Annotated in this window: 25 protein-coding genes and 1 pseudogene; 11 read left to right on the top strand and 15 right to left on the bottom strand. The window is 47.3% G+C overall.

Going from position 1 to position 26,193, the window contains the following annotated elements:
* Nucleotides 1-433 precede the first annotated feature (433 nt).
* Nucleotides 434-745, top strand: coding sequence for a hypothetical protein (locus tag ACEW9O_RS29265; protein ID WP_373553787.1), 312 nt, complete (start codon nucleotides 434-436; stop codon nucleotides 743-745).
* Here ACEW9O_RS29265 and ACEW9O_RS29260 read toward each other — a convergent pair.
* Complete coding sequence (locus tag ACEW9O_RS29260; RefSeq protein ID WP_373553786.1) at nucleotides 717-1,046, bottom strand: hypothetical protein; 330 nt, start codon at nucleotides 1,044-1,046, stop codon at nucleotides 717-719. The genes ACEW9O_RS29265 and ACEW9O_RS29260 overlap by 29 nt on opposite strands.
* Nucleotides 1,047-1,173: 127 nt before the next feature.
* Here ACEW9O_RS29260 and ACEW9O_RS29255 point away from each other — a divergent pair, with 127 nt between their 5' ends.
* A complete protein-coding gene (locus tag ACEW9O_RS29255) occupies nucleotides 1,174-1,704 on the top strand; it encodes a hypothetical protein (protein ID WP_373553785.1) in 531 nt (176 codons plus the stop codon).
* Between the two features lie 11 nt (nucleotides 1,705-1,715).
* The gene (locus ACEW9O_RS29250; RefSeq protein WP_373553784.1) at nucleotides 1,716-2,120 is read left to right on the top strand and encodes a hypothetical protein; all 405 of its coding nucleotides are present in this window, start codon (nucleotides 1,716-1,718) and stop codon (nucleotides 2,118-2,120) included.
* 103 nt (nucleotides 2,121-2,223) lie between these two features.
* Here ACEW9O_RS29250 and ACEW9O_RS29245 read toward each other — a convergent pair whose 3' ends face one another.
* The 4 genes and pseudogenes from ACEW9O_RS29245 to ACEW9O_RS29230 all read right to left on the bottom strand — a co-directional run bounded on the left by ACEW9O_RS29245 (nucleotide 2,224) and on the right by ACEW9O_RS29230 (nucleotide 3,652).
* A complete protein-coding gene (locus ACEW9O_RS29245) occupies nucleotides 2,224-2,376 on the bottom strand; it encodes a hypothetical protein (RefSeq protein WP_373553783.1) in 153 nt (50 codons plus the stop codon).
* A 317-nt stretch (nucleotides 2,377-2,693) separates the two neighbouring features.
* Nucleotides 2,694-3,086, bottom strand: a complete 393-nt coding sequence (locus ACEW9O_RS29240) for a DoxX family protein (RefSeq protein WP_373553782.1) — start codon at nucleotides 3,084-3,086, stop codon at nucleotides 2,694-2,696.
* Between the two features lie 15 nt (nucleotides 3,087-3,101).
* Nucleotides 3,102-3,260 (bottom strand): annotated as a pseudogene (locus ACEW9O_RS29235) (ATPase); the annotation flags it as partial.
* A gap of 236 nt (nucleotides 3,261-3,496) precedes the next feature.
* Nucleotides 3,497-3,652: a hypothetical protein gene (locus ACEW9O_RS29230; protein WP_373553781.1), complete on the bottom strand. Its 156-nt coding sequence runs from the start codon at nucleotides 3,650-3,652 to the stop codon at nucleotides 3,497-3,499.
* An 80-nt stretch (nucleotides 3,653-3,732) separates the two neighbouring features.
* Between ACEW9O_RS29230 and ACEW9O_RS29225 the strand changes: the two genes are divergently transcribed.
* On the top strand, nucleotides 3,733-4,734 hold the full coding sequence (locus ACEW9O_RS29225; protein ID WP_373553780.1) for an NAD(P)-dependent alcohol dehydrogenase: 1,002 nt from the start codon (nucleotides 3,733-3,735) through the stop codon (nucleotides 4,732-4,734).
* Between the two features lie 16 nt (nucleotides 4,735-4,750).
* Here the strand turns inward: ACEW9O_RS29225 and ACEW9O_RS29220 are convergent, their stop codons facing one another.
* The 5 genes from ACEW9O_RS29220 to ACEW9O_RS29200 all read right to left on the bottom strand — a co-directional run bounded on the left by ACEW9O_RS29220 (nucleotide 4,751) and on the right by ACEW9O_RS29200 (nucleotide 10,112).
* A complete protein-coding gene (locus ACEW9O_RS29220) occupies nucleotides 4,751-5,329 on the bottom strand; it encodes a Crp/Fnr family transcriptional regulator (protein WP_373553779.1) in 579 nt (192 codons plus the stop codon).
* A 6-nt stretch (nucleotides 5,330-5,335) separates the two neighbouring features.
* Nucleotides 5,336-5,839, bottom strand: coding sequence for a TspO/MBR family protein (locus tag ACEW9O_RS29215; RefSeq protein ID WP_373553778.1), 504 nt, complete (start codon nucleotides 5,837-5,839; stop codon nucleotides 5,336-5,338).
* Nucleotides 5,836-6,549: an endonuclease/exonuclease/phosphatase family protein gene (locus tag ACEW9O_RS29210; protein WP_373553777.1), complete on the bottom strand. Its 714-nt coding sequence runs from the start codon at nucleotides 6,547-6,549 to the stop codon at nucleotides 5,836-5,838. The genes ACEW9O_RS29215 and ACEW9O_RS29210 overlap by 4 nt, the downstream gene beginning before the upstream one ends.
* Nucleotides 6,550-7,200: 651 nt before the next feature.
* A complete protein-coding gene (gene nhaA, locus ACEW9O_RS29205; protein ID WP_373553788.1) occupies nucleotides 7,201-8,409 on the bottom strand; it encodes a Na+/H+ antiporter NhaA in 1,209 nt (402 codons plus the stop codon).
* A gap of 134 nt (nucleotides 8,410-8,543) precedes the next feature.
* Nucleotides 8,544-10,112 carry a DUF4394 domain-containing protein gene (locus ACEW9O_RS29200; protein WP_373553776.1) on the bottom strand — a complete coding sequence of 523 codons (1,569 nt, stop codon included), beginning with the start codon at nucleotides 10,110-10,112 and terminating at the stop codon, nucleotides 8,544-8,546.
* Nucleotides 10,113-10,714: 602 nt separating this feature from the next.
* Here ACEW9O_RS29200 and ACEW9O_RS29195 point away from each other — a divergent pair.
* A complete protein-coding gene (locus ACEW9O_RS29195; RefSeq protein ID WP_373553775.1) occupies nucleotides 10,715-11,911 on the top strand; it encodes a DUF5916 domain-containing protein in 1,197 nt (398 codons plus the stop codon).
* On the top strand, nucleotides 11,874-13,280 hold the full coding sequence (locus tag ACEW9O_RS29190; protein ID WP_373553774.1) for a DUF5916 domain-containing protein: 1,407 nt from the start codon (nucleotides 11,874-11,876) through the stop codon (nucleotides 13,278-13,280). The genes ACEW9O_RS29195 and ACEW9O_RS29190 overlap by 38 nt, the downstream gene beginning before the upstream one ends.
* Nucleotides 13,281-13,644: 364 nt before the next feature.
* Here the strand turns inward: ACEW9O_RS29190 and ACEW9O_RS29185 are convergent, their stop codons facing one another.
* Together ACEW9O_RS29185 and ACEW9O_RS29180 are read right to left on the bottom strand one after the other, a co-directional pair.
* Nucleotides 13,645-13,968 (bottom strand): hypothetical protein, encoded by a 324-nt coding sequence (locus ACEW9O_RS29185; protein WP_373553773.1) that lies wholly within the window; start codon nucleotides 13,966-13,968, stop codon nucleotides 13,645-13,647.
* A gap of 911 nt (nucleotides 13,969-14,879) precedes the next feature.
* Nucleotides 14,880-15,836 (bottom strand): threonine/serine dehydratase, encoded by a 957-nt coding sequence (locus ACEW9O_RS29180; RefSeq protein WP_373553772.1) that lies wholly within the window; start codon nucleotides 15,834-15,836, stop codon nucleotides 14,880-14,882.
* 343 nt (nucleotides 15,837-16,179) lie between these two features.
* Between ACEW9O_RS29180 and ACEW9O_RS29175 the strand changes: the two genes are divergently transcribed.
* Entirely contained in the window at nucleotides 16,180-18,804 is a 2,625-nt protein-coding gene (locus tag ACEW9O_RS29175; RefSeq protein WP_373553771.1) for a DNA gyrase/topoisomerase IV subunit A, read from the top strand.
* Between the two features lie 385 nt (nucleotides 18,805-19,189).
* Nucleotides 19,190-19,681 carry a Uma2 family endonuclease gene (locus ACEW9O_RS29170; RefSeq protein WP_373553770.1) on the top strand — a complete coding sequence of 164 codons (492 nt, stop codon included), beginning with the start codon at nucleotides 19,190-19,192 and terminating at the stop codon, nucleotides 19,679-19,681.
* Between the two features lie 10 nt (nucleotides 19,682-19,691).
* Here ACEW9O_RS29170 and ACEW9O_RS29165 read toward each other — a convergent pair whose 3' ends face one another.
* Nucleotides 19,692-20,453, bottom strand: a complete 762-nt coding sequence (locus ACEW9O_RS29165) for an NIPSNAP family protein (protein ID WP_373553769.1) — start codon at nucleotides 20,451-20,453, stop codon at nucleotides 19,692-19,694.
* Between the two features lie 131 nt (nucleotides 20,454-20,584).
* Here ACEW9O_RS29165 and hisIE point away from each other — a divergent pair, with 131 nt between their 5' ends.
* Nucleotides 20,585-21,199, top strand: a complete 615-nt coding sequence (gene hisIE, locus ACEW9O_RS29160; RefSeq protein WP_373553768.1) for a bifunctional phosphoribosyl-AMP cyclohydrolase/phosphoribosyl-ATP diphosphatase HisIE — start codon at nucleotides 20,585-20,587, stop codon at nucleotides 21,197-21,199.
* A 70-nt stretch (nucleotides 21,200-21,269) separates the two neighbouring features.
* Complete coding sequence (locus ACEW9O_RS29155; protein WP_373553767.1) at nucleotides 21,270-21,758, top strand: methylated-DNA--[protein]-cysteine S-methyltransferase; 489 nt, start codon at nucleotides 21,270-21,272, stop codon at nucleotides 21,756-21,758.
* A 174-nt stretch (nucleotides 21,759-21,932) separates the two neighbouring features.
* On the opposite strand, the gene ACEW9O_RS29150 is transcribed toward ACEW9O_RS29155, so the two are convergent.
* The gene (locus tag ACEW9O_RS29150) at nucleotides 21,933-24,434 is read right to left on the bottom strand and encodes a DNA translocase FtsK 4TM domain-containing protein (protein ID WP_373553766.1); all 2,502 of its coding nucleotides are present in this window, start codon (nucleotides 24,432-24,434) and stop codon (nucleotides 21,933-21,935) included.
* 155 nt (nucleotides 24,435-24,589) lie between these two features.
* Between ACEW9O_RS29150 and ACEW9O_RS29145 the strand changes: the two genes are divergently transcribed.
* Complete coding sequence (locus ACEW9O_RS29145) at nucleotides 24,590-25,327, top strand: helix-turn-helix transcriptional regulator (RefSeq protein WP_373553765.1); 738 nt, start codon at nucleotides 24,590-24,592, stop codon at nucleotides 25,325-25,327.
* Between the two features lie 83 nt (nucleotides 25,328-25,410).
* On the opposite strand, the gene rlmB is transcribed toward ACEW9O_RS29145, so the two are convergent.
* The gene (gene rlmB / locus ACEW9O_RS29140; RefSeq protein WP_373553764.1) at nucleotides 25,411-26,154 is read right to left on the bottom strand and encodes a 23S rRNA (guanosine(2251)-2'-O)-methyltransferase RlmB; all 744 of its coding nucleotides are present in this window, start codon (nucleotides 26,152-26,154) and stop codon (nucleotides 25,411-25,413) included.
* Nucleotides 26,155-26,193: the final 39 nt, after the last annotated feature.

Below are 26,193 nucleotides of genomic sequence, written 5' to 3'. Positions count from 1 at the left end.
CAAAGAAGGCAAAGACCATCTTTGCATTATCAATGCGATGCGCAACAAGATTTTGCTCAGGGTTTTTGCCGTCGTTAAAAATCAAGTTATGTATCAAAAAAATTTGAACAATGTCTTGCTTGAACCATAGAAAACACGACGGAACGACGACACGACGATATGGCTACCGCCACAACATGACGCTTTGCGTCAGGTTCGTAAAGCGCGAAGCGCGTAAATCGTCGTGCCGTCGTTCCGTTGTGTCGTTGTGTTAAAAAAAGCAGCGAAGCTGCTACTGCGTAATGTGAGTTGGTAAAAGGGGGGCGAAGCCTCAAAAGCAGGGGGCTAATTTGTGAAAATTTGTGCAATTTGTGGCTCATTTTAGCGGATCACGCCGCAGGCGGGATAAAAATCCGCGTTGATCCGCCCAATCCGCGTTGTCCGCGTTCCCATCATGCCGCTTTGGTACGGCTTATACATCCGCCAAAACCCCAAACCCGACGCGACAATTCGTCATTCGTTATTCGAAAAATTCGTCATTCCCAATCGTGCTGGTATTGTGTCGCGTTGGTACCCACATTTCGTCCCTACGGGACTCGGGGAAACCCTGGGGTTGTTGGATGCTACCCCTATTTCGTCCCTACGGGATTCGGGGAAATCCTGGGGTTGTTGGATGCTACCCCTATTTCGCCCTAGCGGGGCTTGTCGCCTGCCAAACCCATTTTCCTACGTTTACCTCATTTTTTATTTTGGATCAAACGTTTGAGCGCTTCCATTTCGGTGCGGAGGCCATTGAGTTCAGTTTTGATGGCCTGGAGTTCGTTGAGGATTTTGTCGCCCCGTTCGCCTTCACCCCAGAGCTGGAGTGGATCGATGCCGTGTTCTTGTTCCAGCATCTCGACGATGCGGCGGAAGGTTTTTTCGTTGCCGCCGCTGAGGGCCAGACTCACTACGCCGGGGGCCAATCCCAGCTGTTTAGCCAGGTCTCTTTGGCTCATGCCAAGGGTTTTGAGGGCCCCTTTTACACGCAGGAAAACCTGAGGGTCTGGATCATTAGGTAGCGACATAATTATAATTTTGCTCTAAAATTTTGAAATTTAATTCCAATTTTTTACCTTTGCCATCAGCATAGGAACAAAACCGAAAAGTAGCATTTTATTACCTGATTCCACCCTAGGTGGTTAAAAATTCGTTATGAATACTGTATCGAAAAAGTATCAGTCGGTGCCTATGCAGCCAGCGGCCCCGCGCGGCCCCAGGAGGGCGCTGTTGTTTTTCATTGCGTGCTGTTGTATCTTGGGATTGTTGGTGCGATGGAGCGGAGTTGATTTTCTGGAGCGGGATGAAAGCGGGGAATTTCGCTTGTCCGAGTCGCGCCAAACGCAGATGGAGCGGCGCCTGGAACGATTGCGGAGTTGTGAGCAATACGTGCTGATTGCCAAAACGAGTGGTTTTTACCCTTGTTACAATTGTGGAAAAGACACGCGCATTTTTTTGCAGGCGGGTGAGGTCTGGAAGTATGGCATCACCATCCAGGGCGAAAAAGGAAGGTACCGCAGCTGGGTCACAACAATGGGCTTGCGGTACCGGGTTCAGTATCGCGGGTCGGTACAGGACTGTTTGCGCCAGGAGACACTAAAAATTTACCAATATGCTTTGTTGCCAGAAAATACCAAACGGGCAGTGCCCTTGATTCGGCCGCCGGGCAACAAAGCAGATTTATAAACCCACGTAACATGTATGCACCTTTCATCATCTCCAGTATTGTAGAGGACAACCCCATTGGCGACAAAATTGATGCGCACAATGTGTCCTGGTTGGAGCAATTGCTCAATGCGCAGGTCCAATTGTCCAAGTATGGAACGGGCCTGCGGGGCATTGCGGTGGTGTTCATCGGAACCGGGCCGCAGGATGTGATCCATCAGGAAGAAACCACTTTTGATGCGGACAAAAAAGAGTGGTATGTCCAGCTGCGCCTGCCTTATGCGGCGTTGGAACAGGCGACTGAGGAGGAGGTGTTGGGCCTGATGGCGCGGGAATACTTGCAAGCTTTGCGCGGCTTGGGGGGGCGGGAGCAGGTTGTGGATTTCGATTGGGAGGGCTTGGTGGGGGAGGTGGAGAGAGTGATGAGGGGAGAGTGATGAGTGATGAGTGATGAGTGAAAAGTGAAAAGTGAAGAGTGAAGAGTGGAGAGTGGAGAGTGAAGAGTGGAGAGTGAAGAGTGATGAGTTGGGTTTTGGGGTTTTAGGGGAGGTATGAGGCAGGCCAAAGCGGCAGGATGGTAAAACGGATAAAACGGATGGAACGGATAAAAACGGATTTTTTTGCCGCCTGCGGCGGATAGGGATGAGCCGAAGGCGAGCCAAAGTCCGTTCCAATCCGTTTGGTCCGTTTCATCCGTTTTGCCATCCTGTCGCTTTTAGTAACTCACGTTACGCAAGTTTGATTCTGATAAGGTGCAGCTAAAGTGTATAGCTTCATTCTATTTAACCTCAGCGGTAAAAAACTGCGTAATGTGAGTTAGTAAAAAGGAGGCGAAGCCTCACAAGCAAGGTCGTGCTTTGGAATGACGAATTTTTCGAGTGACGAATGGGGTGCGTTGGGTTTGAGGTAACCTAAAATTCATCCGCGTTGTCCGCGTTCCCATCATGCCGCTTTGGTACGGCTTATACATTCGCTAAAACCCCAAATCCAATGCGACAATTCGTCATTCGTTATTCGAAAAATTCGTCATTCCCAATCGTTTTTCTATCCGCAGGCCTGAAATACCAGGACAGCCCCGTCAGGACGAGCAACAAGACTGGCCCAAAATATTCAATGGCGCCATCGCCCACGGCCAAGTGGGAAAAAACTGCGCCCGACATGGTAAAAAAGAAGCCGGCATAAGCCCATTCTTTGAGCAAGGGGTATTTAGGAATGAGCACGGCCACTACGCCCAAAAATTTCCAAACCGCCAGGATAGTGAGCAAATAGGCAGGATAGCCCAAACGGGTAAATAGGGCTACTTCCTCTTTCATATGAATCAACTGTACAATGCCAGTGGATACCATTCCTAAGGCCAGCCAGATGGTAGCAATCCAATAGATGATTTTATTTCTCTTGGTCATGGTAGGTTATTTGAGTTCGTTTTCGAGTTTGAGCACTTTTGTGTCCATCCATTGCGCCACGATGTCGGGCTCTACGTAGGCTTTGAATAGCAATTCCAAGGGCAGTTCAAATTCCCTGGTAATCACGATTTCCTGTTTGCCGTCTTCGGCGTTGATTTTGGTTTTCCGTTCCATGTTAGTCTTTGGGTTTATAGTTTTTCATGATGGCTTCCAGCTTATTGAAGCGCTCATCCCACTGATTTTCAGGTATTGTCTCGTCTATAGCAAACATAAGTCTTGTGGAATTTTGATCATGTTTTGCGAACAACTAATCGCGGAGCGATTGAATTTAGAATAGCCCCGGTCGTCCGGGGAAAAATGCGAGGAAAATGGTCACAACCACGGCAGTGGTTGAATTTTCTGTGAATTGTTCAACCGCTGCCGCGGTTGTGGAACCCACCTAAATCCCCCAAATCCCTCCTAACCTGTTCAATTGTCAACCCCGTATCTTCAGCAATATCTTCATCTGAAAGATTCCGTTTTAGTAATTTTCTGGCAATCTCATGGCTTTGCGCTTTTTTGATCAAATGGTTTTACGCTTTTTGTCCTATTTCATTTCTTAACCCAAGTCAATGCAATTGGGAAGCCAGCGCTATAATTTTGTGTCATGAAAAAATCAAGCACAACAATGAGCGCTGAAATGAAAGCAATTGAGTATCTGCAATACGGAGAAGCCGCTGTACTTCAACTCAACGAAGTAGCCAAACCCAGCCCAAAATCCAAGGAGGTCCTGATCCGAAACCATGCCAGCACCGTCACCGCAGCAGACATCATGATGCGCAACGGCAAGCCGCTGATTGGCCGGCTTTACCTGGGCTTGAACAAACCCAGCCGAACCATTCTGGGTTTTGAATTTGCTGGCGAAGTGGTCGAAGTTGGCACTGAGGTTACCTTATTCAAGCCTGGCGACAAGGTTTTTGGTGGCACCACTACCCTCGGTTGTTACGCAGAATATGTCTGTGTAAGTGAGCATGACGTCATCACCACCATGCCCAGCAACATTAGCTATCAGGAGGCCGCCCCGGTGAGTGGGAGTGCCATCACAGTATTGAATTTTTTGAAAGGCCTGGCCAACATCCAGGCCAACCAGCAGGTGCTGATCAATGGCGCATCGGGTGCCCTGGGTACTTACGCCGTGCAAATTGCCAAACATTATGGCGCAATCGTAACGGGTGTTTGTAGCACCAGCAATGTGGAAATGGTCAAAGCTTTAGGCGCGGATCAGGTCATTGATTATACCCAGGAAGACTTCACCAAAAATGGGGTGCAATACGACATCATTTTTGATACGGTGGGCAAGAGGAATTTTGGGGAATGCAAAAATTCGCTTAGCCAAAATGGGATTTACCTTTCAAGTGTGATTGATTTTTCCTTGTTGATGCACATGATTTGGACCTCAATTTTTGGTAGCAAAAAAGCCAGGTCTTCCTCAACCGGGATGCTTCCAGTGCGGGAACGTTTGGCCTATTTCCTGGAAATTAAGGAGCTTTTGATGTTGGGAAAAATTAAAACGGTGATTGACCAGCATTTCCCTTTGTCACAACTTGCGGCGGCGCATCAGTACGTTGAAAAAGGGCACAAAAAAGGGAATTTGGTCATTACGGTATGATTGGCTTTTTTAAGCCCTAAGGTCTCTGATTCAGCCTTTTTCGAATTCGACTCAAGGACTCTGGCTTCACCCCCAGGTAACTGGCCAGTTGGTACTGGGGGATTCGTTGAAATAAATCGGGACGGGTGTTCAACAATTTCAAATAGCGTTGCTCCGGCGAGTCGGTCAGGTAAGCAGTCAAGGCTTGTTTTTGTTCCACAAAAGCAGCTTCGACTACCGCTCGGGAGATGGTTTCAAAACGGGGAAAACGTTTGAACATTTCCTGGGCCTCGCGCTCGTTCCCAATCGACACGGAGGTGTCTTCCACACAAACCAGATTGTGCATGGAAGGGGTGGGTGACGTAAAGTTGCTCAGGGAAATCACCCATTGTTCTTCGGTGAAAAAATTGGTCGTTTTTTCTTCTCCATCGCTTAAAATGTACTCTCTAATGCAGCCTTCCAAAATGAAGTAGGAATTAACCTGCACCTGCCCTTCCCGCAATAGCATGGTCCCCTTTTTGAAGGTCTCTACGCGCATGCTCTCGGCAATTGCGGCGGCCTCTTCTGCGGAAAGCGGGCTGATTTTGGAGAAGTGTTGTACAAATTTGTTGTCCATTGTTGATCAATTGAGACTCCAAATGGTATAGTTCAAAACGCTGGCAAAAGATACCCATAACAAATAGGGAACAAGCAGCCACCCTGCCGTTTTTGAGATTTTTGAGAACTGGAAGATCGTCAGGATGATCGCCAACAGCAGCAGCAGAATCTCGATCAAGGCAAAAAATGGAGACTGGAATCTGAAAAAAATGATGCTCCACCAAAAATTGAGGAAGAGTTGTAAGGCAAATGCAACATAGGCGCTGCGTTTGTTGGCTGCAGGGATTTCGTTTTTCCAAATGAGCCAAAAAGCGATACCCATCAGAGCATACAAAAGAGTCCATACCGGAGCAAAAAGATAACCCGGAGGATTCCAGGAGGGTTTTTGGAGATTGTCAAACCAGGTATTCATGGCCGCACTGCCAATTAAGCCGCTGGTGAATCCAATTGCTTCACAAGCGAGGATGGCAATGATTAATTTCCAGATGGAGGATGTGTTGCGTGGTGTACGCACAGGAGTTGTTGTCATCCTCCAAAGTTAACGATTAATGGGGTATGGTCGCTATAATTGATCCAATGTTCGTATTTTCCTATTTCTATGGCGGTTACCTGCTGATAGAGCGCAGCGGAACTAAAGCAATAGTCAAGGTGATAAGGTTTGTTTTTGTTGCGGTAGAGGTAAAAAGTCGGATCATTTTCTTTGCCTTGTTCCTGGCTCAAATACTGATGATAAACGCTGTAAATGTTTTTCTCAGCCAATTTTTCCACTACTGCTGAATGGTTGCCAACTCTGCGGGGCCTGTCCCAAATTTTGTTGCTGTTAAAGTCTCCAGTTAGGATGCTCCGTTCACTGTTCAAAAGCTGGTCGTAATGGTGCAGCGCTTTCCAAATTTGCTCCACATATTGCCCGTCTGGATCCTGGCGATTGTTGGCCCAAATGGCAAAAAGGGTAAAGTCAAATTTTCCTCCCGTGACCGCAATCGGTAAAATGATTTTTAGGGCTGAGTTGTATTGCTCGTGCAGTTGAAATTTGTAGTCGCCGTAAGAAAAAACGCCAAGTCCTTTGTGGGGGTTATCGCCCACCCAAAGCAGGTCATTGGGTTTGGGTGTGGTTGAATTGAAAGTCAGTTTATCGGGGTGCTCACATTCCGGAACCACCAGAATATCGGGTTGGTGCAGCAAAATTTGTGCTGCTTTTTTTCTAAATGCGCCTTGGCAATTCCAGGTGATTAATTTCATTAGACTTCCTTTAGACTTGAGGTGATTTGATTATCAAGTAATTGGGTGATCTTTGGCATAACGACCAGCGGCAGAGCCGCCAAAACGTCTGTAGCTCAAGGAACGAAGATAGATTTTAAGGTACGTAGTACCGTAACAGTTGCTTTTTGTTCCGGTGCTCTGCACCTTAAGCCGTACTTGGTCTAAATACTACAGACGTTTTGGCGGCTCTGCCGCTAGTCGTTGGTCCTAAGTTTATAACTTGCTAATTATCAAATCACCTCAAGTCTCTTTCAATGAAAAAGATTTCACTTTTTTCTTTTTACAAAAAAGTAAATTACTAGTGTCAGTGTCCAAGTTAAAAAGCAGTCAAGGAGAAAGTTATCAATTCTCCACCCGCAATTTGGAGAGTCTGAGCCCCTTAGCCAAAACTGATAATAATATTTAAATGGAAAACCCAAATTTGCCACAGGTTTCTGGGAAAGGTCGCCCACAGAACTTAATAGCGACGTCATTATAGAAATGTATGAAACAACACAAAGGGCAATAATTGAATAGAGGGTAGCTATAAATATTTTTTTTGTCATTCCTTAACTGTCAGTTGATTATCATTGTTACGCATAACACGAAAACAAACCCATTATTGCGTAAATAATGCCCTACATGCTTTATTCATCGTTCAGGTTCGAGGTTATCTGTCGTCCCAATTTGTTCGGACAGGGTCATCCGCAGCCATAAATATCCAATTGCCCCTGCAACAAAGGAAGCGATCAGGATGGCAATTTTTGATTGAATGATGGTTTCGGGCTCGTCGAACGCAAGTAGGGTAATGAAGATGGACATGGTAAACCCGATGCCCCCTAAAAACCCTGCTCCGATGATGTTTTTCCATTTCAGGTCTGTCGGCAACACACAAAGCCCTAAACCAACACCAATAAAGGAAAAGAGCCAAATGCCCAGTGGTTTACCAATCACCAGTCCCGCCATAATGCCTAAACTGTTGGCCTCTCCCAAGCTGCTTTGCCAACCGGCACCAATAGAAATGCCAGTATTGGCTAGTGCAAATAGGGGCAGAATTAAAAACGCTACTGGCTTGTGTAAGACATGTTGAAGAATATAGGAAGGAGATTTTTCCCCGCCGCTGCCGAATGGAATGGCAAAAGCCAACAATACTCCGGTTATGGTGGCGTGAACACCCGAGTGCAGCATAAAATACCACATGGCTACACCCCCAATCAGATAGGGAATCAGGTTGTGAACTTTTAGGCGGTTTAGCAGGAGTAAAACCCCAAAAATGCCCAGTGCGATAGATAGGTTGAGAAAGGCAATTGAAGTTGTATAAAAAATGGCAATGACAATGATTGCTCCCAAATCGTCCATTACCGCCAAGGCGGTCAGGAATATTTTTAGCGAAGCCGGAACCCGATTGCCCAAAAGCGAAAGGATGCCAATGGCAAAGGCAATGTCGGTAGCCATGGGGATACCCGCACCTGCCTGAGTGTCCGTCCCAAAATTGAGCAATAAAAATAGCCCTGCGGGGACAAACATGCCGCCTAATGCGCCAAAAAGTGGCAACGCAGCACTTTTGAGGTCGCTCAATTCTCCGTGGTAGATTTCTCGTTCTAACTCCAAACCAATGAGTAGAAAAAAAATGGCCATCAGCCCATCATTGATCCAATGCGTGATGCTGTGCCCGCCCAAGTCAAGGTGCCAAAAATGGATATAGTCGGTTTGCCATGGAGAGTTTGCCAACCCAAGTGAAAAAAGGGTCACGAAAACTAAAATCAGTCCGCCTGCTTTTCCGCTGTCAAAAAATCGTTGAAAAGTTTGGTTAAGGTCATTGGGTTCGCGGTTAGTGCTGGGTTTGCAATAATTGCTTATAACACTGGGCGCTTTGGCAATGTTCTGGAAAGTGTATTCCGTCTTTAAGCACTTTGCAGTTGATTGAACGAAGAAAAGGGTAAGGACGCTAATCCTTACCCTTCTCTGTTTCCAATTCTATCGTTTGAAAAAAATCAGAATCCGTTGCCCAGCGCAAATCCATTGGCACTGGTCGTAATCCCGATCAATCGAGTAGCTTGACCCGTGGTCAAATTAATCGAATACACACTGGAAATCGTGCCCGTTTTTAAGATGGCAAAGGCTTTGCCAGACGTGCCGCCAATGTCAAATCCGTTGCCGGAAATTATATTTACCCCTAAACCGCCTACCAAGGTAAGTTTGCCGTCGTTAGGTGGTACCTGTAGGTAAAGAGCATTCGCTTCGTAATCAATACCATACAATGCAGTGGTGGTCGCACCCGCGAAATTGTTGGTGTACGCTGCGGCATCTACTGCCGGGGTACCTGGGTTCAGTGTGCCATCCGTAAAGACTGCGGTTCCCAACGTGGGGTGCAGGCGCAGGTTTTGGCCGGTGTTGCTGACCACTCTGATCCGGTCTACCGTTGGATTGAAGTCAAAGCCAAACTCTGTCCCGCTCAGTGCGGGCGTAAAGCCAGTTCCCATCACCGTTGCAGCACCATTGGCTGTATTGATGGTGTAGATGCGGCTAGTGCTGCCAAGAGCATACAGTTGCCCGGTGGCCGGACGCATGTCAATGCCCAAAACCGTTTCGCCACTCTGCAAACCAGTGATGGCTTTAGTGAATCGGTCGCCATTGGCCAGTCCGTTGATGATCATTAAATTGGTGCCTCCCGTGATGGTATAGGCAACCATGGTAGTCGGAATAGCCAGGTCAATGACGCCTTTTTTGGCTTTTCCCACATTTTTCGCCAAACCTGTTTTTAGGTCAATGCTGTAAAAACTTGGCGTGTCGTCGCCAGTTCCATTGGCTGAAAATGCCGCCAAAGCCATGTCATTTTTGGGAGAAAGATCAAACCCACCTTCGCCCACTAAGTCAACGCCCAAAGAACCTACTTCAACCAGGGTTCCGTTATTCGGTGGGTTTTGGATGAACAGTTTGTCGCTGCTTACATCAATGTCGTAGAGCGTCGTACTGGTAGCACCAGCAAAACTATTGGTATAAGCCACCGCAGAAACACCAGAAGTAACTGGATTCAGGCTGCCATCAGTAAAGGCTACGGCGCCAGTTTCTGGGTGCAGGCGCAGGTTTTGGCCCATGTTGGTCACCAAGCGGATTCTATCCACGGTTGGGTTGAAATCGAATCCAACCTGGGTTCCACTGATGGCTGGTGTAAATGGCGTGGTACTGACCGCAACGGCAGTACCCGTATTTTGATTGATGATGTAAAGCCGACTCTGGTTGCTTACTCCATACAGTTGGCCGCTGGCTGGGCGAAAATCAATGGCCAGGATTTTTTCAGCGGCTTGTAAGCCAGTAATGCTTACTGTTTTGTCTTCACTGAACGTTTGGCGCGCAGTGTATTGTACCAGCATATTGCTATCAAGCAGGGCATAAACGATAGCATCTTTGGTGTAAAGATCCCGATAAAACTCTTTGATCCCCAATGCTGGAAAATCTTCGGCATTGCTGGAAAGGTTGTCCTGATCTTTCGTGCAGGAGAAAAAGGTGGCTAGGCCTGATAGCAGCAGTACTGCACCAAGCTTGATTTGATTTGGTAGCATGTGAATTTTGATTTAATAACGCAGAAACATGAGTCATCCCGAATTTTTGAAAAGCGAAAATCGGGCTAAAATCTAATCGCGGAGCGATTGAATTTTGAATAGCCCCGGTCGTCCGGGGCTATTCAAAATTCAACCGCTTTCGCGGTTCGTCATCCCAAAAATTCGGGATGACTCATTTTTTGCGTCATACTTAGAAGTTGAATTCATACATAGCTACGAAGCACTATTTGAAACTGGATTGCGCGCATTGCATTTTATTTTATTCGAACAGTTGATTTTTTACTGCCCTTTGTGCCATCAACAGAACCGAAAGGTAGCTATGCTGGTGTGTCCTTTCGTACACTTCGTGTTCAAAAACGAACAAATTACAATTAATTTTTTTGTGTAAAAAATTCATAAATAGAGACTTGAATTATTGGTACAAATTTTGACTAAAAACCATTAATCACCCTGTAAGTCCTACTAGTATGTGCAATAGTATTCCGACCATTGCCATGCAACATGTACAAAAAAGAACTGTCTTTACTTGAAATCAAGTAACACCCGATTCAGAGCCTGGTTAAATTTAAACAGGCTCTATTAAAACGCTCATCCGACTGACCATGACAAACAGGTTTATGTGGTGCCTTACGGTTGCCACCACTCTGCTTACTACTACTATTTTATCCGGGCAAATCACGCCCAAAAAACTCCCCGCGCAGCGCACCGACCAGCGCGTTACCATCGATGGTAAACTCAACGAAGCGGCCTGGCAGGATGCCGCCAAGGCTGACGAGTACGTAGAATTCCGTCCAGTAATTGGGCGCAAGGAAGCCTACGAGAACCGCACCGAATCTTTCTTGATGTACGACGATCAGGGCATCTATTTTGGCGGAACCTGTTACGAACGCAACATCGACAGCATTGCCAAAGAGTTGGTGGGCCGTGATGGGTTTGGCATGAACGACTACATCGGCCTCATTTTTGACACCTACAACGACAAATTGAATGGCTTCGAATATTTTGTCACCCCCCTGGGCGAACAGTGGGATGCCAAAATGACCTCCAACCAAAATAGCGACAACGGGGGCGAAGATTTCAGCTGGAATGCGGTGTGGAAAAGTGCCGTTATCATCCATGAAAAAGGCTGGACTTTTGAAATGTTCCTGCCTTACTCTGCCATCCGCTTCAGCAAGGACAAAGTCCAGGATTGGGGTTTAAACATCACCCGCCGCCGCCGCAAAACCGAGCAGCAGTACACCTGGAATGCCATCGACCCCAATGTCAATGGTTTTTTGACCCAGGAAGGTACCTGGACGGGTATCACCGACATCAAACCGCCCTTGCGTTTACAATTGTCGCCCTATTTTTCCATTTACGGCAATCATTTTCCCATCAATCAAGTGGGGCAAAAAAACTGGAGCAGCCAGGTGTCTGGCGGGCTTGACCTCAAGTTGGGACTCAACCAGGCCTTCACTCTGGACGCAACCTTGATTCCCGATTTTGGTCAGGTGCAGAGTGACAATCAGGTGCTCAACCTCACCCCGTTTGAAGTGAAATTCAACGAAAACCGGACCTTTTTCACCGAAGGTACCGAGCTGTTTGGAAAAGGGAACCTCGTCTACTCCCGGCGCATTGGCGGTAGGCCCATCAACCTGCACAAAGCTTACGAGAATGTAGATGCCAATGAAAAAATACTCAGCAACCCCAGCGAATCCAAACTGATCAACGCGTCCAAAATTTCGGGACGGACCAAAAATGGACTGGGCATCGGGGTGCTCAATGCCGTTACCCGCGCCCAACACTCGTATCGGCGGTAGTTGTTTCGATTGTCTCGGTATCGGGGTGCTCAATGCCGTTACCCGCGCCCAACACGCCATGATCGAAAACCTGGAAACCAATAGTATCCGCCAAGTGGAAACCGACCCCTTGACCAACTACAACATCCTGGTACTGGATCAAACCCTCAAAAACAACTCAAGTGTAAGTTTCATCAACACCAGTGTAATCCGGGGCAGTGGCAACTACAACGCCAATGTAAGTTCAGGCTTGTTCAGTTTTTCAGACAAAAAAAACCGGTACGACCTGAGTGGAAGCGCCGCCCTGAGCAACCTGAGCCACAAAACCGAGGACAAGCAAAACATCCTGGGTTATAGCCATTCGTTGGGTTTTGGAAAAAACAGCGGGCGGTTCACTTTTAACCTCAACCAAGAACTCACCGATACCAAATACAACAGCAATGATTTGGGCTATTTTACCAACAACAACTTCATCAATCATTACTTCTACGTGGGGTACCGCTACACGGAGCCCAAGGGTTGGTACAATCGCCTGTTTTTAAATTTCAATTCAAACATCAGTTCTCTGTTTTCCCCCATCGGCAACATTGAGAGCACCTACCAGAATTCCAGGGTGCAGGTCAATATCAATGCCCAGACCAAATCCTTGTATTGGTTTGGCCTCATGCTGAATTACCGGCCCAAGGAAAATGATTTTTATGAACCCCGTACCAATGGATACCTCTTTACCCGGGGTACTAGTGTCACTCTTGGTGGTTGGGTCGAAAGCAATTCTGCCAAGAAGTACTCCTTTGTAGTGGAAGCCTTTGAGCGCAAGTTTTTCAATTTTTACGATGCCAATGGCCTGGACCTATTTATTGGTCAAACCTATCGCTTCAGCAGCAAATTTTCGGTCAACCTTCGGCTTGGGCTCACCCCACGCCCCAAAAGTGTGGGCTACACGACTACCTTGAGCGACCAGAGCATTTTATTCGCCCTGCGCAAGGTAAGCACGCTGGACAATGTGCTCAGTTTGAAGTACAACTTTACCAACAAAATGGGGCTCACCTTCCGGGCCAGACACTACACCAGTGTAGTGGAAAACAAGGCGTTTTTCACCCTCAACTCCGACGGGACTTTAAGCCCCAAATCGGAAGTCACGAACAACTACAACCGCAACGTCAACTACTTCAACATCGATATGGTGTACACCTGGCAGTTTGCTCCCGGCAGCTTCTTGAATGCGGTCTGGAAAAATGCCACTTACTACGGGTCCGACTCCTCGCAGGACAGGTATTTCGAAAACCTGGGCAATACCCTGGAAGCGGATCAGAACAACAACCTTTCGCTAAAGATCATCTACTTTTTTGATTACCTGCAATTGAAAGGGAAGAAGAAAGTTAAGGAATAATTTTCATTTGCTAAAGCTCTATTCAATAAACATGAGTCATCCCAAATTTTTGGAATGACAAACCGCGGATGCGGTTGAATTTAGAATAGCCCCGGTCGTCCGGGGTCATTTTGGTAGCAAAAGGTTTCGCAACCGCGGATGCGGTTGAACTTTTAGCTCAATTGAGTTCAACCAGTGCCGTGGTTGCCGCCAATTTGACCCAACTATTTACCCCGGACGACCGGGGCTATTATAAATTCAATCGCTCCGCGATTAGGTTTATGCCCGATTTTGGCTTTTCAAAAATTCGGGATGACTCATGTTTTATGTTTCACGAAAGGATTAAGGGCGATAAAAAAATGAGCACTTATTTTTGCCCCACTGCTTAGTGTCTCCGATCCCGGCGATTCTCAGCGCGGTCCCGTTTGTTCTCGGCGCGGTCTCTGCGGTTTTCAGCGCGGTCGCGTACGTCTTCTCTACGATCTCTTACATCTTCCATTTTATCTCTGATGCCCCCGTCATGTTGGGCATCGCGTACATCTTCGGCGCGGTCGCGTTTGTTTTCAGCGCGGTCGCGTTTGTTCTCGGCACGGTCGGCGCGGTTTTCGGCACGGTCAACTTTGTTTTCAACCTTGTCCAGCACATTTTGTGCCTGGGTAGCAAAAGTTAACGCAAACAAGCAGGCGAATAGAACGAGTACTTTTTTCATTGTTGTAGGTTTTATGAAGTTCAACAGTTGTCCATGTCACAAATTTGCGTGGGAATAGGCTGAAGTCTTTAGAACTAAAGGGTGATTTTTAGTTACGATGCTTGGACTAGATTGGAGTGAGTAGGTTTAATGGGGGAATTAATTTTCTGATTTTATACTTGCCTCCGGCAGGAATAATTTGCTCGGCAAAGTTGAAGTTCATACGTAAAGCTTTTAATCAGTACAAGGAGATTGTAGTGACACTGTCACCACAATCTTTAATAGTGAAACATTGGTCACTCAGCTTTTGATCATTTTTGCGAAAAACTAATCGCGGAGCGATTGAATTTAGAATAACCCCGGTCGTCCGCAGGACCGATCAGTTCTAATTTTAGGCGTTGGCGCTGGTACAAGTCTCCAGACTTGTACCAATATCAACACGTCTCTGAAGTGTGTTTGCTCAATATTTTCGCGTTGCTCTTGCGTCAGAGACGCGAAAATGTAGGTACAAGTCTGGAGACTTGTACCAGCTAAAATTAATTTTATTTAACGTAAGTTTTGAGTTATTCGCATTGAATATCAACGGATTATTATGTTTTTTTGACGAAAAAGCTATTCCTCTACCACATTTTTTACCGCAGAGTTTCGCAGAGTAAACACAGAGTTTCGCAGAGTTTAGGCCACCTTCGGTGGCTAAGAGTACTCAGAGGCACATTGAATGAACACTAAATGCCTAAATTCAAATTTTAATCATACTCGACCTCCAGCCACCAGAGGTGGCAAAACTCCTAAAAACTAATAAAACTCTGCGAAACTCTGTGGGTACTCTGCGAAACTCTGCGGTAAAAAAATTAATTAATTCAAAACTCACGTTATTTATTGATGTGTTTTGACAATTTGGGGTTGTCAACCCCAAATTCATTTACTTCATTTCAAAACGGTAACCCCCGCACATCCACATTCCCTCCCGTCAAAATAATCCCCACCTTCTTCCCTGCAAAAACGTCCCCGTTTTTCAGCACCGCCGCCAGGGGCACCACACAAGAAGGTTCCACCACAATTTTCATCCGCTCATAAACCAACTGCATGGCGGCCACTATCTCCGCCTCCGTAACCGTAAACACATCACTGAGGTAGGTTTTAATGATATCAAAGGTTCTTTCCGACAAATTGGTCAACAAACCATCCGCAATGGAAGGCAAGCCCTGGTGTGGCGTCCGCACCCCACTTTTGAACGACAACCAGGCATCGTTGACCTGTTCTGGTTCCGCACCGTAAATTTTGGTGTTTGGCGAAAAATAACGGGTGCTCAAGGCTGTGCCACTCATCAACCCCCCGCCTCCAATAGGCGAAATGATCGCATCCAAGTCCGCCACTTCCTGAATCAATTCCAGGGCAGCGGTTGCCTGTCCAGCAATCACGTTGTAATCGTCGTAAGGGTGGATAAAAGTAGCGCCCGTTTCGGCCAGTACCTGGGCCAAGGTGCTTTCGCGGGCGGCCTGGGTGGCCTCACACAACACGATATTTGCGCCATACCCAGCGGTGGCTTCCCGCTTTACACTCGGTGCATTTTCGGGCATTACGATGTGGGCGGGCACCCCTAGCGCCTGCGCAATTTTGGCCACCGCCTGGGCGTGATTGCCTGAAGAGTGGGTGGCCAATCCTTTTTGGCGAGCTGTTTCATCCAGGCGCAAGGCGGCATTGCTGGCCCCGCGCATTTTGAACGCCCCGATTTTTTGGAAGTTTTCGCACTTGAAAAACAGTTGTGCGCCACTGATCGTATTGATGCTTTGGCAAGTCAACACCGGCGTGCGGTGGATGTAAGGTTGAATCAAAGCGTGAGATTGCTGGATATCGGCTGCGCTAGGCATCTGAACTAAAGGCTGCATGATGGATTATTTTGATCCCAATATCGGAGCTTTAGTGCTTTTTAGGGCGAAAAAAAAATAAGTGTTCATTTTGCCTGAGGATTAGATAAATAAACGGTTCATTTCAAGTGTCTTATCTAATCCTTAGGCTCAAAAAAAATGAACACTTATTTTTGCCCCACTACTTGAATAGGTTTGTTGGCTTTTTTTAATCAAAAACAATTTGTGTTTAAAATTATTTTGTGTACTTTTGCTAAATTAGTTGAGAAGGTTTAGGGAAGTTGAGAAAGTTGAGGCTACCGCGAGCGGCACTCAACCTCCCTAAACCTTCTCAACCTACTCAACTTCTACCTGTTTTTTGAGCATGGATCAATCGAACAAAACCGCCAACGGCAACGGCCAACTAATCAATTTGCAAGGCATGTACCAGGACTATTTCCTGGACTATGCCTCCTACGTTATTTTGGAACGCGCCGTACCCCATATCGACGACGGGCTAAAACCAGTACAACGGCGCATTCTGCACGCCATGAAAGAAACCGACGATGGGCGCTACAACAAAGTCGCCAACGTCATTGGTTTGACCATGCAATACCACCCCCACGGCGACGCGGCCATTGGCGACGCACTCGTGAACATGGGGCAAAAAGAACTTAGCATTGATACCCAGGGAAACTGGGGTGATATAGCCACTGGAGCTGGCGCGGCGGCGGCCCGTTACATCGAAGGGCGTTTGACCAAGTTTGCACTGGAGGTCATGTTCAACCCCCAAACGACCGAGTGGCAAATGTCTTACGACGGGCGCAAACGGGAGCCGGTGACCTTGCCGGCCAAGTTCCCCTTGTTGTTGGCCTCGGGTACGGATGGCATTGCGGTGGGTTTGTCCACCAAAATCATGCCCCACAACTTCATTGAACTGATCAAGGCTTCCATCGATATCCTCAAGGGCAAAAAAGTCCAGATTTTCCCCGATTTCCAAACCGGGGCCATGGTCGATGTGAGCGATTACAATGGGGGCAAACGGGGCGGCAAAATCAAAGTCCGCGCCCTGATTGAAAAATTGGACAAAGACCTACTGGCCGTCAAGGAGCTGCCCTACAGCGTGACCACCGAATCGCTGATCGAAAGCATCATCAAGGCCAACGATAAAGGGAAAATTAAGATCAAAAAGGTAGTCGACCTCACCAGTAGGGACGTAGAAGTGCAGATCGAATTGATCCCCGGTACTTCTCCCGATGTAACCATCGATGCCCTCTATGCTTTTACCGATTGTGAAATCTCCATTTCTCCCAACGCCTGCGTCATCCATGAAGATAGGCCGCGGTTTATGACCGTGGAAGAAATCCTGGAGCACAATACACTCCGCACCCGTGACTTGTTGCAGACGGAGCTGGAAATCAAACTGGGCGAGCTGCTGGAAAAATGGCACATGGCCAGTTTGGAAAAAATCTTCATCGAAAACCGGATTTACCACCAGATTGAAGAGTGTGAAAGTTGGGAGGAAGTATTGACGACTATCGACCGTGAATTGCGCAAATACGTGGTAACGCCTGCGGATAACCCGACCCCAAACGACCAACGCCTGCGCCTGATGCGCGACATCACCCAGGACGACATCAGCAAGCTGACCGAAATCCGCATCAAACGCATCTCCAAATACAATACCTTCAAAGCGGATGAGCACATCGCTGCCCTGGAAGAGGAAATGAAGCAGGTGCGCTACGACCTGGAGCACATCACCGACTTCACGATTGCCTATTTCAAACGCCTTTTGGAAAAATACGGCAAGGGCCGTGAGCGCCGCACCAAAATCACCTCATTCGAGTACATCCAAGCCACCGAGGTAGTAGCCAACAACGCCAAGTTGTTTGTCAATTACACCGAGGGTTTTATTGGCTTTGGCTTGAAAAAAGATGAAAGCAACGTCTTCGTTTCCGAATGCTCCGACATCGACGATGTTATTGTTTTCCGCGCTGATGGCCGCTTTATGGTCAAACGGATCGCGGACAAAGTTTTTGTAGGCAAAGACATCATCCACGCCACAGTGTGGAAGAAGAACGATGAACGAACGACCTACAACCTGGTTTACTCCGATGGTGTCAATGGCCGCACCTTCGCCAAACGTTTCAACGTGACGGCCATCACGAGGGACAAGGAATACGTACTGACCTCGGAAGCCAAGGGCTCAAAACTCTTGTATTTTACCCACAACCCCAATGGCGAAGCCGAGGTAGTCAATATCCAGCTGACCCAGGCCTCCACGGCGAAGAAAAAAATGTTGGATTACGACTTCAAGGAAATTGCCATCAAAGGCCGGAGCTCGCAGGGCAACCTGATCACCAAGTACCCCGTGCGCAAGGTCAGCCTGAAAGAAGCTGGTCGCTCTACCATTGGCGCTTTAAAGGTATACATCGACGATGTGAGTGGCCGCCTGAACAACGATGGCCGCGGTCGATTGCTAGGCGAATTCGATACGGGTGAGCTGATGTTCATCCTCTACAAAGACGGCACCTACGAAATGACTGAATTGGACATGACCCGCCGCTTCAACCTCCTTGAGTTGTACCACCTGGGCAAGTATGACCCCGAAACGGTGATCAGCGCTGTACACTACGACGGGAACAAGGGTTTGACGATGGTCAAACGTTTCCGCTTGGAAACCACCAAACTCAAAGAACGGTTCAGTTACCTGACCGACCACAAAGATTCGCGGCTGCTTTTTGCGACCATCGAGGCCAACCCACAGGTGCGGTACTCCATGAAGTTGAAAAACAAAAAAATGCAGGGCGAACTCAACCTGGCCGACTTCATCGATGTGAAAGGTTGGAAAGCCTTGGGCAATAAGCTGAGCGATCAGAAACTAAGCGAAGTGGAACTCATTCCATCCGCCGAAAAACCCGCTGAAAAACCAGTGGAGGTAGCACCAGATAAGTTGCAAGCTGGGGATAGCATCGAGTTTGATGTGGATGGGCAGACGAAGTTGTTTTAGGTGGAAAAATAGACTTGAAGTGATAATCAGAAAAATTAAGTAACCTTAGGCCCAGCGACCAGCGGCAGAGCCGCTAAACGTCTGTAGCATTAAGTTTCAAATTTTGAAATAAAGGTGCAGAGCACCGTAACCAAGAAGCGGTGTTACGGTGCTCTGCACCTTTACGCTGGTATCATGCATTAAATCTACAGACGTTTTGGCGGCGCTGCCGCTGGCCATTGCCTAAAAATTACTTGATTATGAATTTGCCACAAGTCATGATGTAAGATTTATGGATAAACAATTCACCCAACATAAATTTCCCTCCTATCTGACAAGGGAGACCTTTGATGGAGTAAATTTCTACTATCCAGGTTTTCGACAGGTGTTGTACAAACAAAAAAGTTTGGACAATCTCATTGGGGATAGTGGGTTGTTGTTTTTCTTAAAATGCTTCTTAGCGGATGTCTTGAAGGCAGGGCTAGATGAAAAATGCTACCGCATCGGTGCTGGTAAATTAGGGTTTCAACCTAATGCTAAGGATAAATTTGAATTGAGTGTGGTAGTTTTTGACAAGGCTATTTTGACCCCGGATAAAATCACCCCCCGCTATGTTACCGTACCGCCCAAAGTGGTGATCGAAATTGATGTAAATGTAGAATTGCCCGAACGCAATTCTGACCTCTTCCAGGAGTACGTCATGCGCAAATTAGACAGCCTTTTTAACCACGGAGTTGAAAAAGTGATCTGGTTTTTTACCAAAAGCAAAAAAGTATGCATCGCCCTACCCGGACAAGCCTGGCAGATCGATGATTGGAATCAAGACATCACACTTTTTGAAGGCGTTAAAGTCAATATTGCGGATTACATCGCTCAGGAAGGTTTCAAGTTAGATTGATGCGCTGATTTTATTTAATCGGCGAAAAATCCAGCGGCTTCAAATACAGCGACTCCACCTTCACCGTCAGTGATCCACCCGCTTTATCCTCGGAGTCCTTGCGCACCTTGATCCACTCGGGGTCATTCCGAAAATCCGTAAAAGCCTTCAAGCCCGCTTCTTGGCTGGGATGAGCAAGCATATAAATCAAGGTTTCCTGCGCCGGATAAGCATCCACCACCGTCCAATACCAGAGGTTGGTCATGCCGTATTTTTCAAAAAGTTTGCGTGTATGGTTGCGAAAACGGTCCAAGAGGTTGGGCAATTTTCCGGGTGTGGCATTGTAGGTACGCAATTCAAATACCCTTTCTTTCGAACCATTCTTGGGAAATTTGATGGTCGAAAAATCGGTTAGGCGCAAGAAGTGTTTATCCGAACTGGCTTCCAGGCGACCTACGGACTCGGAATCTTCGATGCCTTTTTTCCACTTAGGATCCCGCAAAAAATCTTTGGTGGAGCGCAACCAGGAAGCCTGGCTGTAGTAGGACAAAATGCTTACTATGCGCTCGTCTTTGGGGTCTACTGGCGACCAGAATCCCTCCACCTGAATGTGGTGTTTGCGGTACAAGGGTACTGCAAACTGGCGATAGCGGTTTTGCAAATACTTCAACCGGCCAGGTTCGGCCTGGTGGATTTGAATTTCGTAGTAGCGGGGTTCTGGCCCTTTGGGCTCTTGATCGTTGCTGCTAAAAAGGCTAGAAAGACAAAAAAACAAACTATAAACCATTCCCATGTTGACACACTTTGCGTGCTAAACTACAATATTGTTAGGGAATTGCAAAACCTTTAGTTTATACAATGTGCAGGCTTTTTTTGGGTCTTTGGACATTTGGGTGTTAATTTGCAGCAAATTCAACAGATACAATGTCTTTCAATTTCGACCCAAACAGTGTTGATTTTCAAAAATCTGGGGGTTTAGTGCCCGCCATCATCCAGGATCACCTCAGCAACAAGGTGCTCATGCTGGGCTACATGAACCGCGCCGCCCTGGATCACACCCTTGCTGAAGGGAAAGTTACTTTTTTCAGCCGCTCCAAAGAACGCCTTTGGACCAAAGGAGAAAGCAGCAACAATTTTTTGCACCTCATCGATATTGCAGTGGATTGTGACCAGGATAGCCTCCTGATCAAAGCCCGCCCCGACGGCCCGACTTGCCATACAGGAGCCGATACTTGCTGGAATGAAAAAAACGTGTCCAACGACTTTTTGCAGCAACTCGAAAATGTAATCCGCCAGCGCCGCGATCACCCCGATGATACCTCGTACACCACTTCGCTGTTCAAAAGAGGCATCAACAAAATTGCCCAAAAAGTAGGTGAAGAAGCCGTGGAGTTGGTCATCGAAGCCAAAGACAACAACGCCGATTTGTTCTTGAATGAAGCCGCTGATTTGATGTTTCACTACCTGATCCTGCTGTCTGCCAAAGGGTACGAATTGGGCGATGTGGTGAAAATATTGGAGAGCCGGCATAAGAAGTAAGGTAAAAGTTTGTGTGTTTGTTGAAAAAGTTTGAACTTTAGACATACTATCTTCTTGAAAGGCACAAAAAATGTTGCAACAAACCTACTTCGCTTCCCCCTTCGGCTGCATTGAAATCAAAGGCAGTGAATTGGGCATTACCTCGGTCAAGTTGACCAAAAAAGACACTTGTCCCAAAGAGGAAGTGCCTCCTGAATTGCGGGAATGTGTGCAACAATTAGAGGAGTATTTTCAACGCAAGCGAGATGGGTTTGACCTGAAGCTGGATTTCAGTGGTGCACCTGAATTCAACCTGGCGGTATGGCAGGAATTGCTCAAAATTCCCTATGGCCATACCACCTCATACCTGGCCATCGCCAAAGCACTGAACAATCCTGACTCAGTGCGGGCCGTAGGGCAGGCCAATGCCCACAATCCCATTGCCATCATCGTGCCTTGCCACCGTTGTATTGCCAGCAATGGCGATTTGCACGGGTATTATTATGGATTGGATATGAAGCGGAGGTTGCTGGAACTGGAAAACCCGCTGAGTTTTGGGCGGCAGGGAAGCTTGTTTTGAGTTGAAATGTTGAAAAGAAATTGGTAGCTCAGTATTAGGAGCACTTATTTTAGCTTGATCTGTAAATTCTAGAAAAATGGTGTACTTGATTTACTGTGTAGGGGGTATTCGCACAAACCCACCTAAACACCTGTTCATCCACAAAAATGGTTCGCTTAATTTGCATGGCACACGTTACCTCCGTGCCCGCAAATCCGCCAAAAACCTTTCCAATTCTCCCTCATCAAAAAACAGCACCTCTCTGGCCTTGCTGCCTTCACTCGGCCCCACAATGCCCATGGCTTGCAACTGATCCATAATCCGTCCTGCGCGGTTATAGCCCAGTTTTAGGCGGCGCTGGATCATGGAAGTTGAGCCATGTTGGCTTTGTACGATCAAGCGCGCGGAATCTTCAAACATTTCGTCCAGATCGGTGTATTTCAGGTCGCTTTGGCCGGGTGGCTCATCGTCGCCGTAGTATTCTGGCAAGAAGTATGGCTCGGGGTAACCTTGTTGTTTGGCAATAAAATCAATGGCTTGTTCTACTTCGGGTGTATCGATGAAGGCACCTTGCAGGCGAATCATTTCACCACCCACGGAGAGCAACATGTCGCCGCGACCAATCAATTGTTCGGCGCCACCAGCATCCAGAATGGTGCGGGAGTCTACTTTCGAGGTCACCTTGTAGCCAATCCGCGCTGGGAAGTTCGCCTTGATCACCCCGGTGATGATGTTCACCGAAGGGCGCTGGGTGGCGATCACCAGGTGAATACCGACGGCCCGCGCCAATTGTGCGAGGCGACCAATGGGGAGTTCCACCTCTTTGCCCGCCGTCATGATCAAGTCGGCAAACTCGTCGATGACCAGTACGATGAAGGGCAAAAACTTGTGGCCTTTTTGTGGATTCAGGCGGCGTTGGACAAACTTGTCGTTGTATTCCCGGATGTTCCGCGCCGAAGCTTTTTTCAACAAATCATAACGGTTGTCCATCTCAATGCACAAGGAATTGAGGGTATGGATCACCTTGGTGGTATCGGTAATGATGGGTTCGTCCTGATTGGGCAAAAAGGCCAAGAAGTGGTTCTCCAGTTTGGCATAAGGGAACAATTCCACCTTTTTGGGGTCGATCAGCACCAGTTTGACTTGCGAAGGGTGCTTTTTGTACAACAAGGAAATCAAAATGGAGTTGATCCCCACCGATTTACCTTGTCCTGTGGCACCCGCCACCAGCAAGTGGGGCATTTTGGCCAAGTCCGCTACAAAAACTTCATTGGAAATGGTTTTACCCAGTGCGATGGGCAAGTCCATTTTGGCCTTTTTGAATTTTTCGTGCATGAGTACCTCTTTCATCGAAACGATCTGTTTCTTTTTATTGGGTACTTCAATCCCGATGGTGCCCTTGCCGGGAATCGGCGCAATGATACGGATACCCAGGGCCGAAAGGCTCAGGGCAATATCGTCTTCCAGGTTTTTGATGCGCGAAATCCGCACCCCTGGCGCAGGAATGATCTCGTAGAGGGTGACCGTTGGCCCGATGGTGGCGCGAATTTTGGTGATCTCGATTTTGTAGTGCAACAACGTTTCGATGATCTGATCCTTATTCGCCTCCAGCTCTTCGCGGTCTATTTCTACCTTTTGATCCGAATAATCGTTGAGCAGGGCCAATACTGGGTGCTCGTAAGAAGACAATTCCAGGGTAGGATCGTAAGGTTCGCTGTGATCTGGGTTTTCTTCCTGGGCCAAGTCCAATGGTTGCAGGTTCAAGTCAGGGGCGTTTTCCACGATGGGCTGGCGTTCTTGCGGCTCTGTAAAGCCCATCTCCAGCTCCAAATCACCAGGGCTATTTGCTACTGGGGGGCGGTTGGCTGCTTTGGCCAGGTCAAAAGCCAGTTGGCCTCCTTTCAGTGCAGGCACAGGTGGCATTTCCACATCGGGCAGCGGGATGTCTTCTTCCTCAAATTCTTCACCTTCTGCTTCGCCAGTATTGGTATTGATGCGTTTTTGAGCTCTTGGACCTGGGCGCAATTTAGCTTGCGCTTCGCGCAAATCTCCGGGTTTGGCCCGGCGGAATAGTTTTCCTTGAATCAGTGCCTCAAAATAATAGTAGATTTCCTGCATGGCCTGGCCAAAAGACAATTGGTCGAAATTGGGATTGAAACGCCAAACGACCAAGCCAAAAGTGATGGCACCAAACAAAACCACTTGTCCGGCAGTACCCACAAAACGGTACAGCCAAAGATTGACCGTATCCCCCAAGGCTCCCCCCCAAGGAAAACCAAAAGTGCCAAACAAAAACTCAAAAATCACCGATAAAAAGAACACCAATATAACCGTGTAGCGAATGCGACTGGTAAAACGATACAGCGGGATACGCCGGATCAGGGCACTCCCCATGAGCGCAAGCAGGTAAACCAACAAAAAAGAAGGTAAACCAAAAAGGTAGTAAAAGAAAAAGTTGGATAAAATCGCGCCCAAACGCCCTAACCAGTTGGCCATTTCAAATCGACTATCCAACAAAAGCTCCCAGGAAAAGCGCAATACGCGATCCTGATCGATGTGCCAGGTGAATAGATAGGATGTAAATGCAATGAATAGGTAAAGGGCAAAAAACAACAATAGCACTCCCGCTAGTTTGGGGATGCGTTCATCATCTGTAAACCGGAATGTAAGTTGTCCTTTTTTCTTTTTTGCCGCCATAATGAAAAGCTGTTGTGTGCTGCCAAGCAGCGTAAACGCAAAAATAATCCTATTTCAACAAAAAAAAATGTCTTGCAAATATTTGTTGGTAACAATTTTTTGTTTACCTTGCATGCAATTCGGCACTAATATTTTTAGAATTTAAATCACACTCCATGATTCGTGAAGATCGTATATCGTTGAATGAGCGCTTCCGCAAGGTTTTTGACCTGCTGGTGGAACGCGGAGACATTCAACCCAACGACCGGAGTGGCAAAGGTATCGGCGACTTTGCCCTCAAAATCCTTGGTAACCGAGCTTATGGCCACATCATTCGGGCTTTTCTCAATCCTGATGACAAGCGTTGCTTGGATTATCGTCATGCTCGAACATTATGCCGTGAATACGGAGTCAATGAATCCTACCTCATCGACGGGTTAGGTACACCCTTTGGTTTTGATCTGCCAAAACCTTCTCCTGCTGATGAGGCAAACCTAAAGGTAGGCAATATTTTGTTTACTTCCGAGGAAGCTTTTGCAGGTTCGACCGTAGGAAAGGATGGTTGGGCCGTTGAAGATATCGATTATTTCAATATTCCTGGCTTGGCTGGCGGTGGCCTTGTTGCTTTCCCCATCAAAGGAAACAGTATGGAACCCATCATTGCCAATGGTGATGTGGTGATCTGCCGCGAAATCCAAAGCATGAGTGAAGTGCGTGACAACAAGATTTATGCCGTGAAACACAATGGCAGCATTTGGGTAAAACACGTACAGAAAATCAACGACCGCAATGGACGTGTGACTCGCCTGAAAATGATTTCTTCCAATCACCTCGAACATGATCCCTTCACTGAGGATGTGAACGAACATACTCGTTTGTATCAGGTGATCCGGAAGATCAGCGAACTAGACTAAACAATGAAAAATGAAAAACTAAAAATGAAAAACAACAACAAGTAGTTACTATTTTTCATTTTTAGTTTTTCACTTTTCACTTTTCACATAATTCGCTGTCTCGTCACCTCATACAACACCACTCCCGCTGCCACTGAAGCATTCAGTGAGTCGGTTTGCCCCAATTGGGGAATGATGAATCGTTCATCTGCCATAGCCGCCACGGCCGGGCTAATTCCTTCTGCTTCCGAACCAATCACCAGGGCTACTGGAATGGTCCAATCCAATTCTGTCAACGACGAAGTTGCACTCAAATCACTGACGTAAACGTTCACGCCCGAGAGTTTCAATAACTCAATGGCACCGACCATACTTTTTTCCCGACATACGGGAATAATGGTCAAAGCACCTGCTGAGGTTTTGACCGCTTCAGCGTTGACTTGAGCACTTTTTTTGCTGGAAATCACGATCGCATGAGCACCAAAAACTTCCGCTGAACGGGCAATCGCACCAAAATTGCGCACATCGGTGATGCCGTCCAATAGAACGATCAAGGGTGTTTGACCATTTTCAAACACGGAGGGTAAAATATCTTCCAGGCGTTGGAAAGGAATCGGAGAAATAAAAGCAATCACGCCCTGGTGGTTGCCTCCAGCCAATTTATTGAGGCGCTCTTTCGGAACCACCTGCATCGGCACTTCGTATTCTTTGGTCAGGTGACGGATTTCTTTTTCAAATTCCCCCCGAATCCCCTGCTGCATGACCACTTTATCAACGGGCCAGCCTGAGCGGATGGCATCCACTACCGGGTGACGCCCGTACACTATTTCGGAAATTTTTTCCGCCATGATGAATCTTAAATTGAGGCCTTTTGGGCTTTTGACTGA

Source organism: Haliscomenobacter sp. (assembly GCF_041740695.1).
Classification (GTDB): domain Bacteria; phylum Bacteroidota; class Bacteroidia; order Chitinophagales; family Saprospiraceae; genus Haliscomenobacter.
The sequence above is the reverse complement of the archived record's forward strand: the minus strand, read 5'-3'. Positions and strand labels throughout refer to the sequence as shown.

Excerpts from the sequence above, each read along its gene's own strand:
- ACEW9O_RS29185 (WP_373553773.1), bottom strand. The coding sequence starts at position 13,968 with ATGAAAAAAGTACTCGTTCTATTCGCCTGCTTGTTTGCGTTAACTTTT.
- ACEW9O_RS29195 (WP_373553775.1), top strand. The coding sequence starts at position 10,715 with ATGACAAACAGGTTTATGTGGTGCCTTACGGTTGCCACCACTCTGCTT.
- ACEW9O_RS29215 (WP_373553778.1), bottom strand. The coding sequence starts at position 5,839 with ATGACAACAACTCCTGTGCGTACACCACGCAACACATCCTCCATCTGG.
- ACEW9O_RS29260 (WP_373553786.1), bottom strand. The coding sequence starts at position 1,046 with ATGTCGCTACCTAATGATCCAGACCCTCAGGTTTTCCTGCGTGTAAAA.
- ACEW9O_RS29150 (WP_373553766.1), bottom strand. The coding sequence starts at position 24,434 with ATGGCGGCAAAAAAGAAAAAAGGACAACTTACATTCCGGTTTACAGAT.
- ACEW9O_RS29200 (WP_373553776.1), bottom strand. The coding sequence starts at position 10,112 with ATGCTACCAAATCAAATCAAGCTTGGTGCAGTACTGCTGCTATCAGGC.
- ACEW9O_RS29180 (WP_373553772.1), bottom strand. The coding sequence starts at position 15,836 with ATGCAGCCTTTAGTTCAGATGCCTAGCGCAGCCGATATCCAGCAATCT.
- rlmB (WP_373553764.1), bottom strand. The coding sequence starts at position 26,154 with ATGGCGGAAAAAATTTCCGAAATAGTGTACGGGCGTCACCCGGTAGTG.
- ACEW9O_RS29210 (WP_373553777.1), bottom strand. The coding sequence starts at position 6,549 with ATGAAATTAATCACCTGGAATTGCCAAGGCGCATTTAGAAAAAAAGCA.
- ACEW9O_RS29155 (WP_373553767.1), top strand. The coding sequence starts at position 21,270 with ATGTTGCAACAAACCTACTTCGCTTCCCCCTTCGGCTGCATTGAAATC.
- ACEW9O_RS29220 (WP_373553779.1), bottom strand. The coding sequence starts at position 5,329 with ATGGACAACAAATTTGTACAACACTTCTCCAAAATCAGCCCGCTTTCC.
- ACEW9O_RS29245 (WP_373553783.1), bottom strand. The coding sequence starts at position 2,376 with ATGAAACGGACCAAACGGATTGGAACGGACTTTGGCTCGCCTTCGGCT.
- ACEW9O_RS29145 (WP_373553765.1), top strand. The coding sequence starts at position 24,590 with ATGATTCGTGAAGATCGTATATCGTTGAATGAGCGCTTCCGCAAGGTT.
- hisIE (WP_373553768.1), top strand. The coding sequence starts at position 20,585 with ATGTCTTTCAATTTCGACCCAAACAGTGTTGATTTTCAAAAATCTGGG.
- ACEW9O_RS29240 (WP_373553782.1), bottom strand. The coding sequence starts at position 3,086 with ATGACCAAGAGAAATAAAATCATCTATTGGATTGCTACCATCTGGCTG.
- ACEW9O_RS29165 (WP_373553769.1), bottom strand. The coding sequence starts at position 20,453 with ATGGGAATGGTTTATAGTTTGTTTTTTTGTCTTTCTAGCCTTTTTAGC.
- ACEW9O_RS29265 (WP_373553787.1), top strand. The coding sequence starts at position 434 with ATGCCGCTTTGGTACGGCTTATACATCCGCCAAAACCCCAAACCCGAC.
- ACEW9O_RS29255 (WP_373553785.1), top strand. The coding sequence starts at position 1,174 with ATGAATACTGTATCGAAAAAGTATCAGTCGGTGCCTATGCAGCCAGCG.
- ACEW9O_RS29225 (WP_373553780.1), top strand. The coding sequence starts at position 3,733 with ATGAAAAAATCAAGCACAACAATGAGCGCTGAAATGAAAGCAATTGAG.
- ACEW9O_RS29250 (WP_373553784.1), top strand. The coding sequence starts at position 1,716 with ATGTATGCACCTTTCATCATCTCCAGTATTGTAGAGGACAACCCCATT.
- ACEW9O_RS29175 (WP_373553771.1), top strand. The coding sequence starts at position 16,180 with ATGGATCAATCGAACAAAACCGCCAACGGCAACGGCCAACTAATCAAT.
- ACEW9O_RS29190 (WP_373553774.1), top strand. The coding sequence starts at position 11,874 with ATGCCGTTACCCGCGCCCAACACTCGTATCGGCGGTAGTTGTTTCGAT.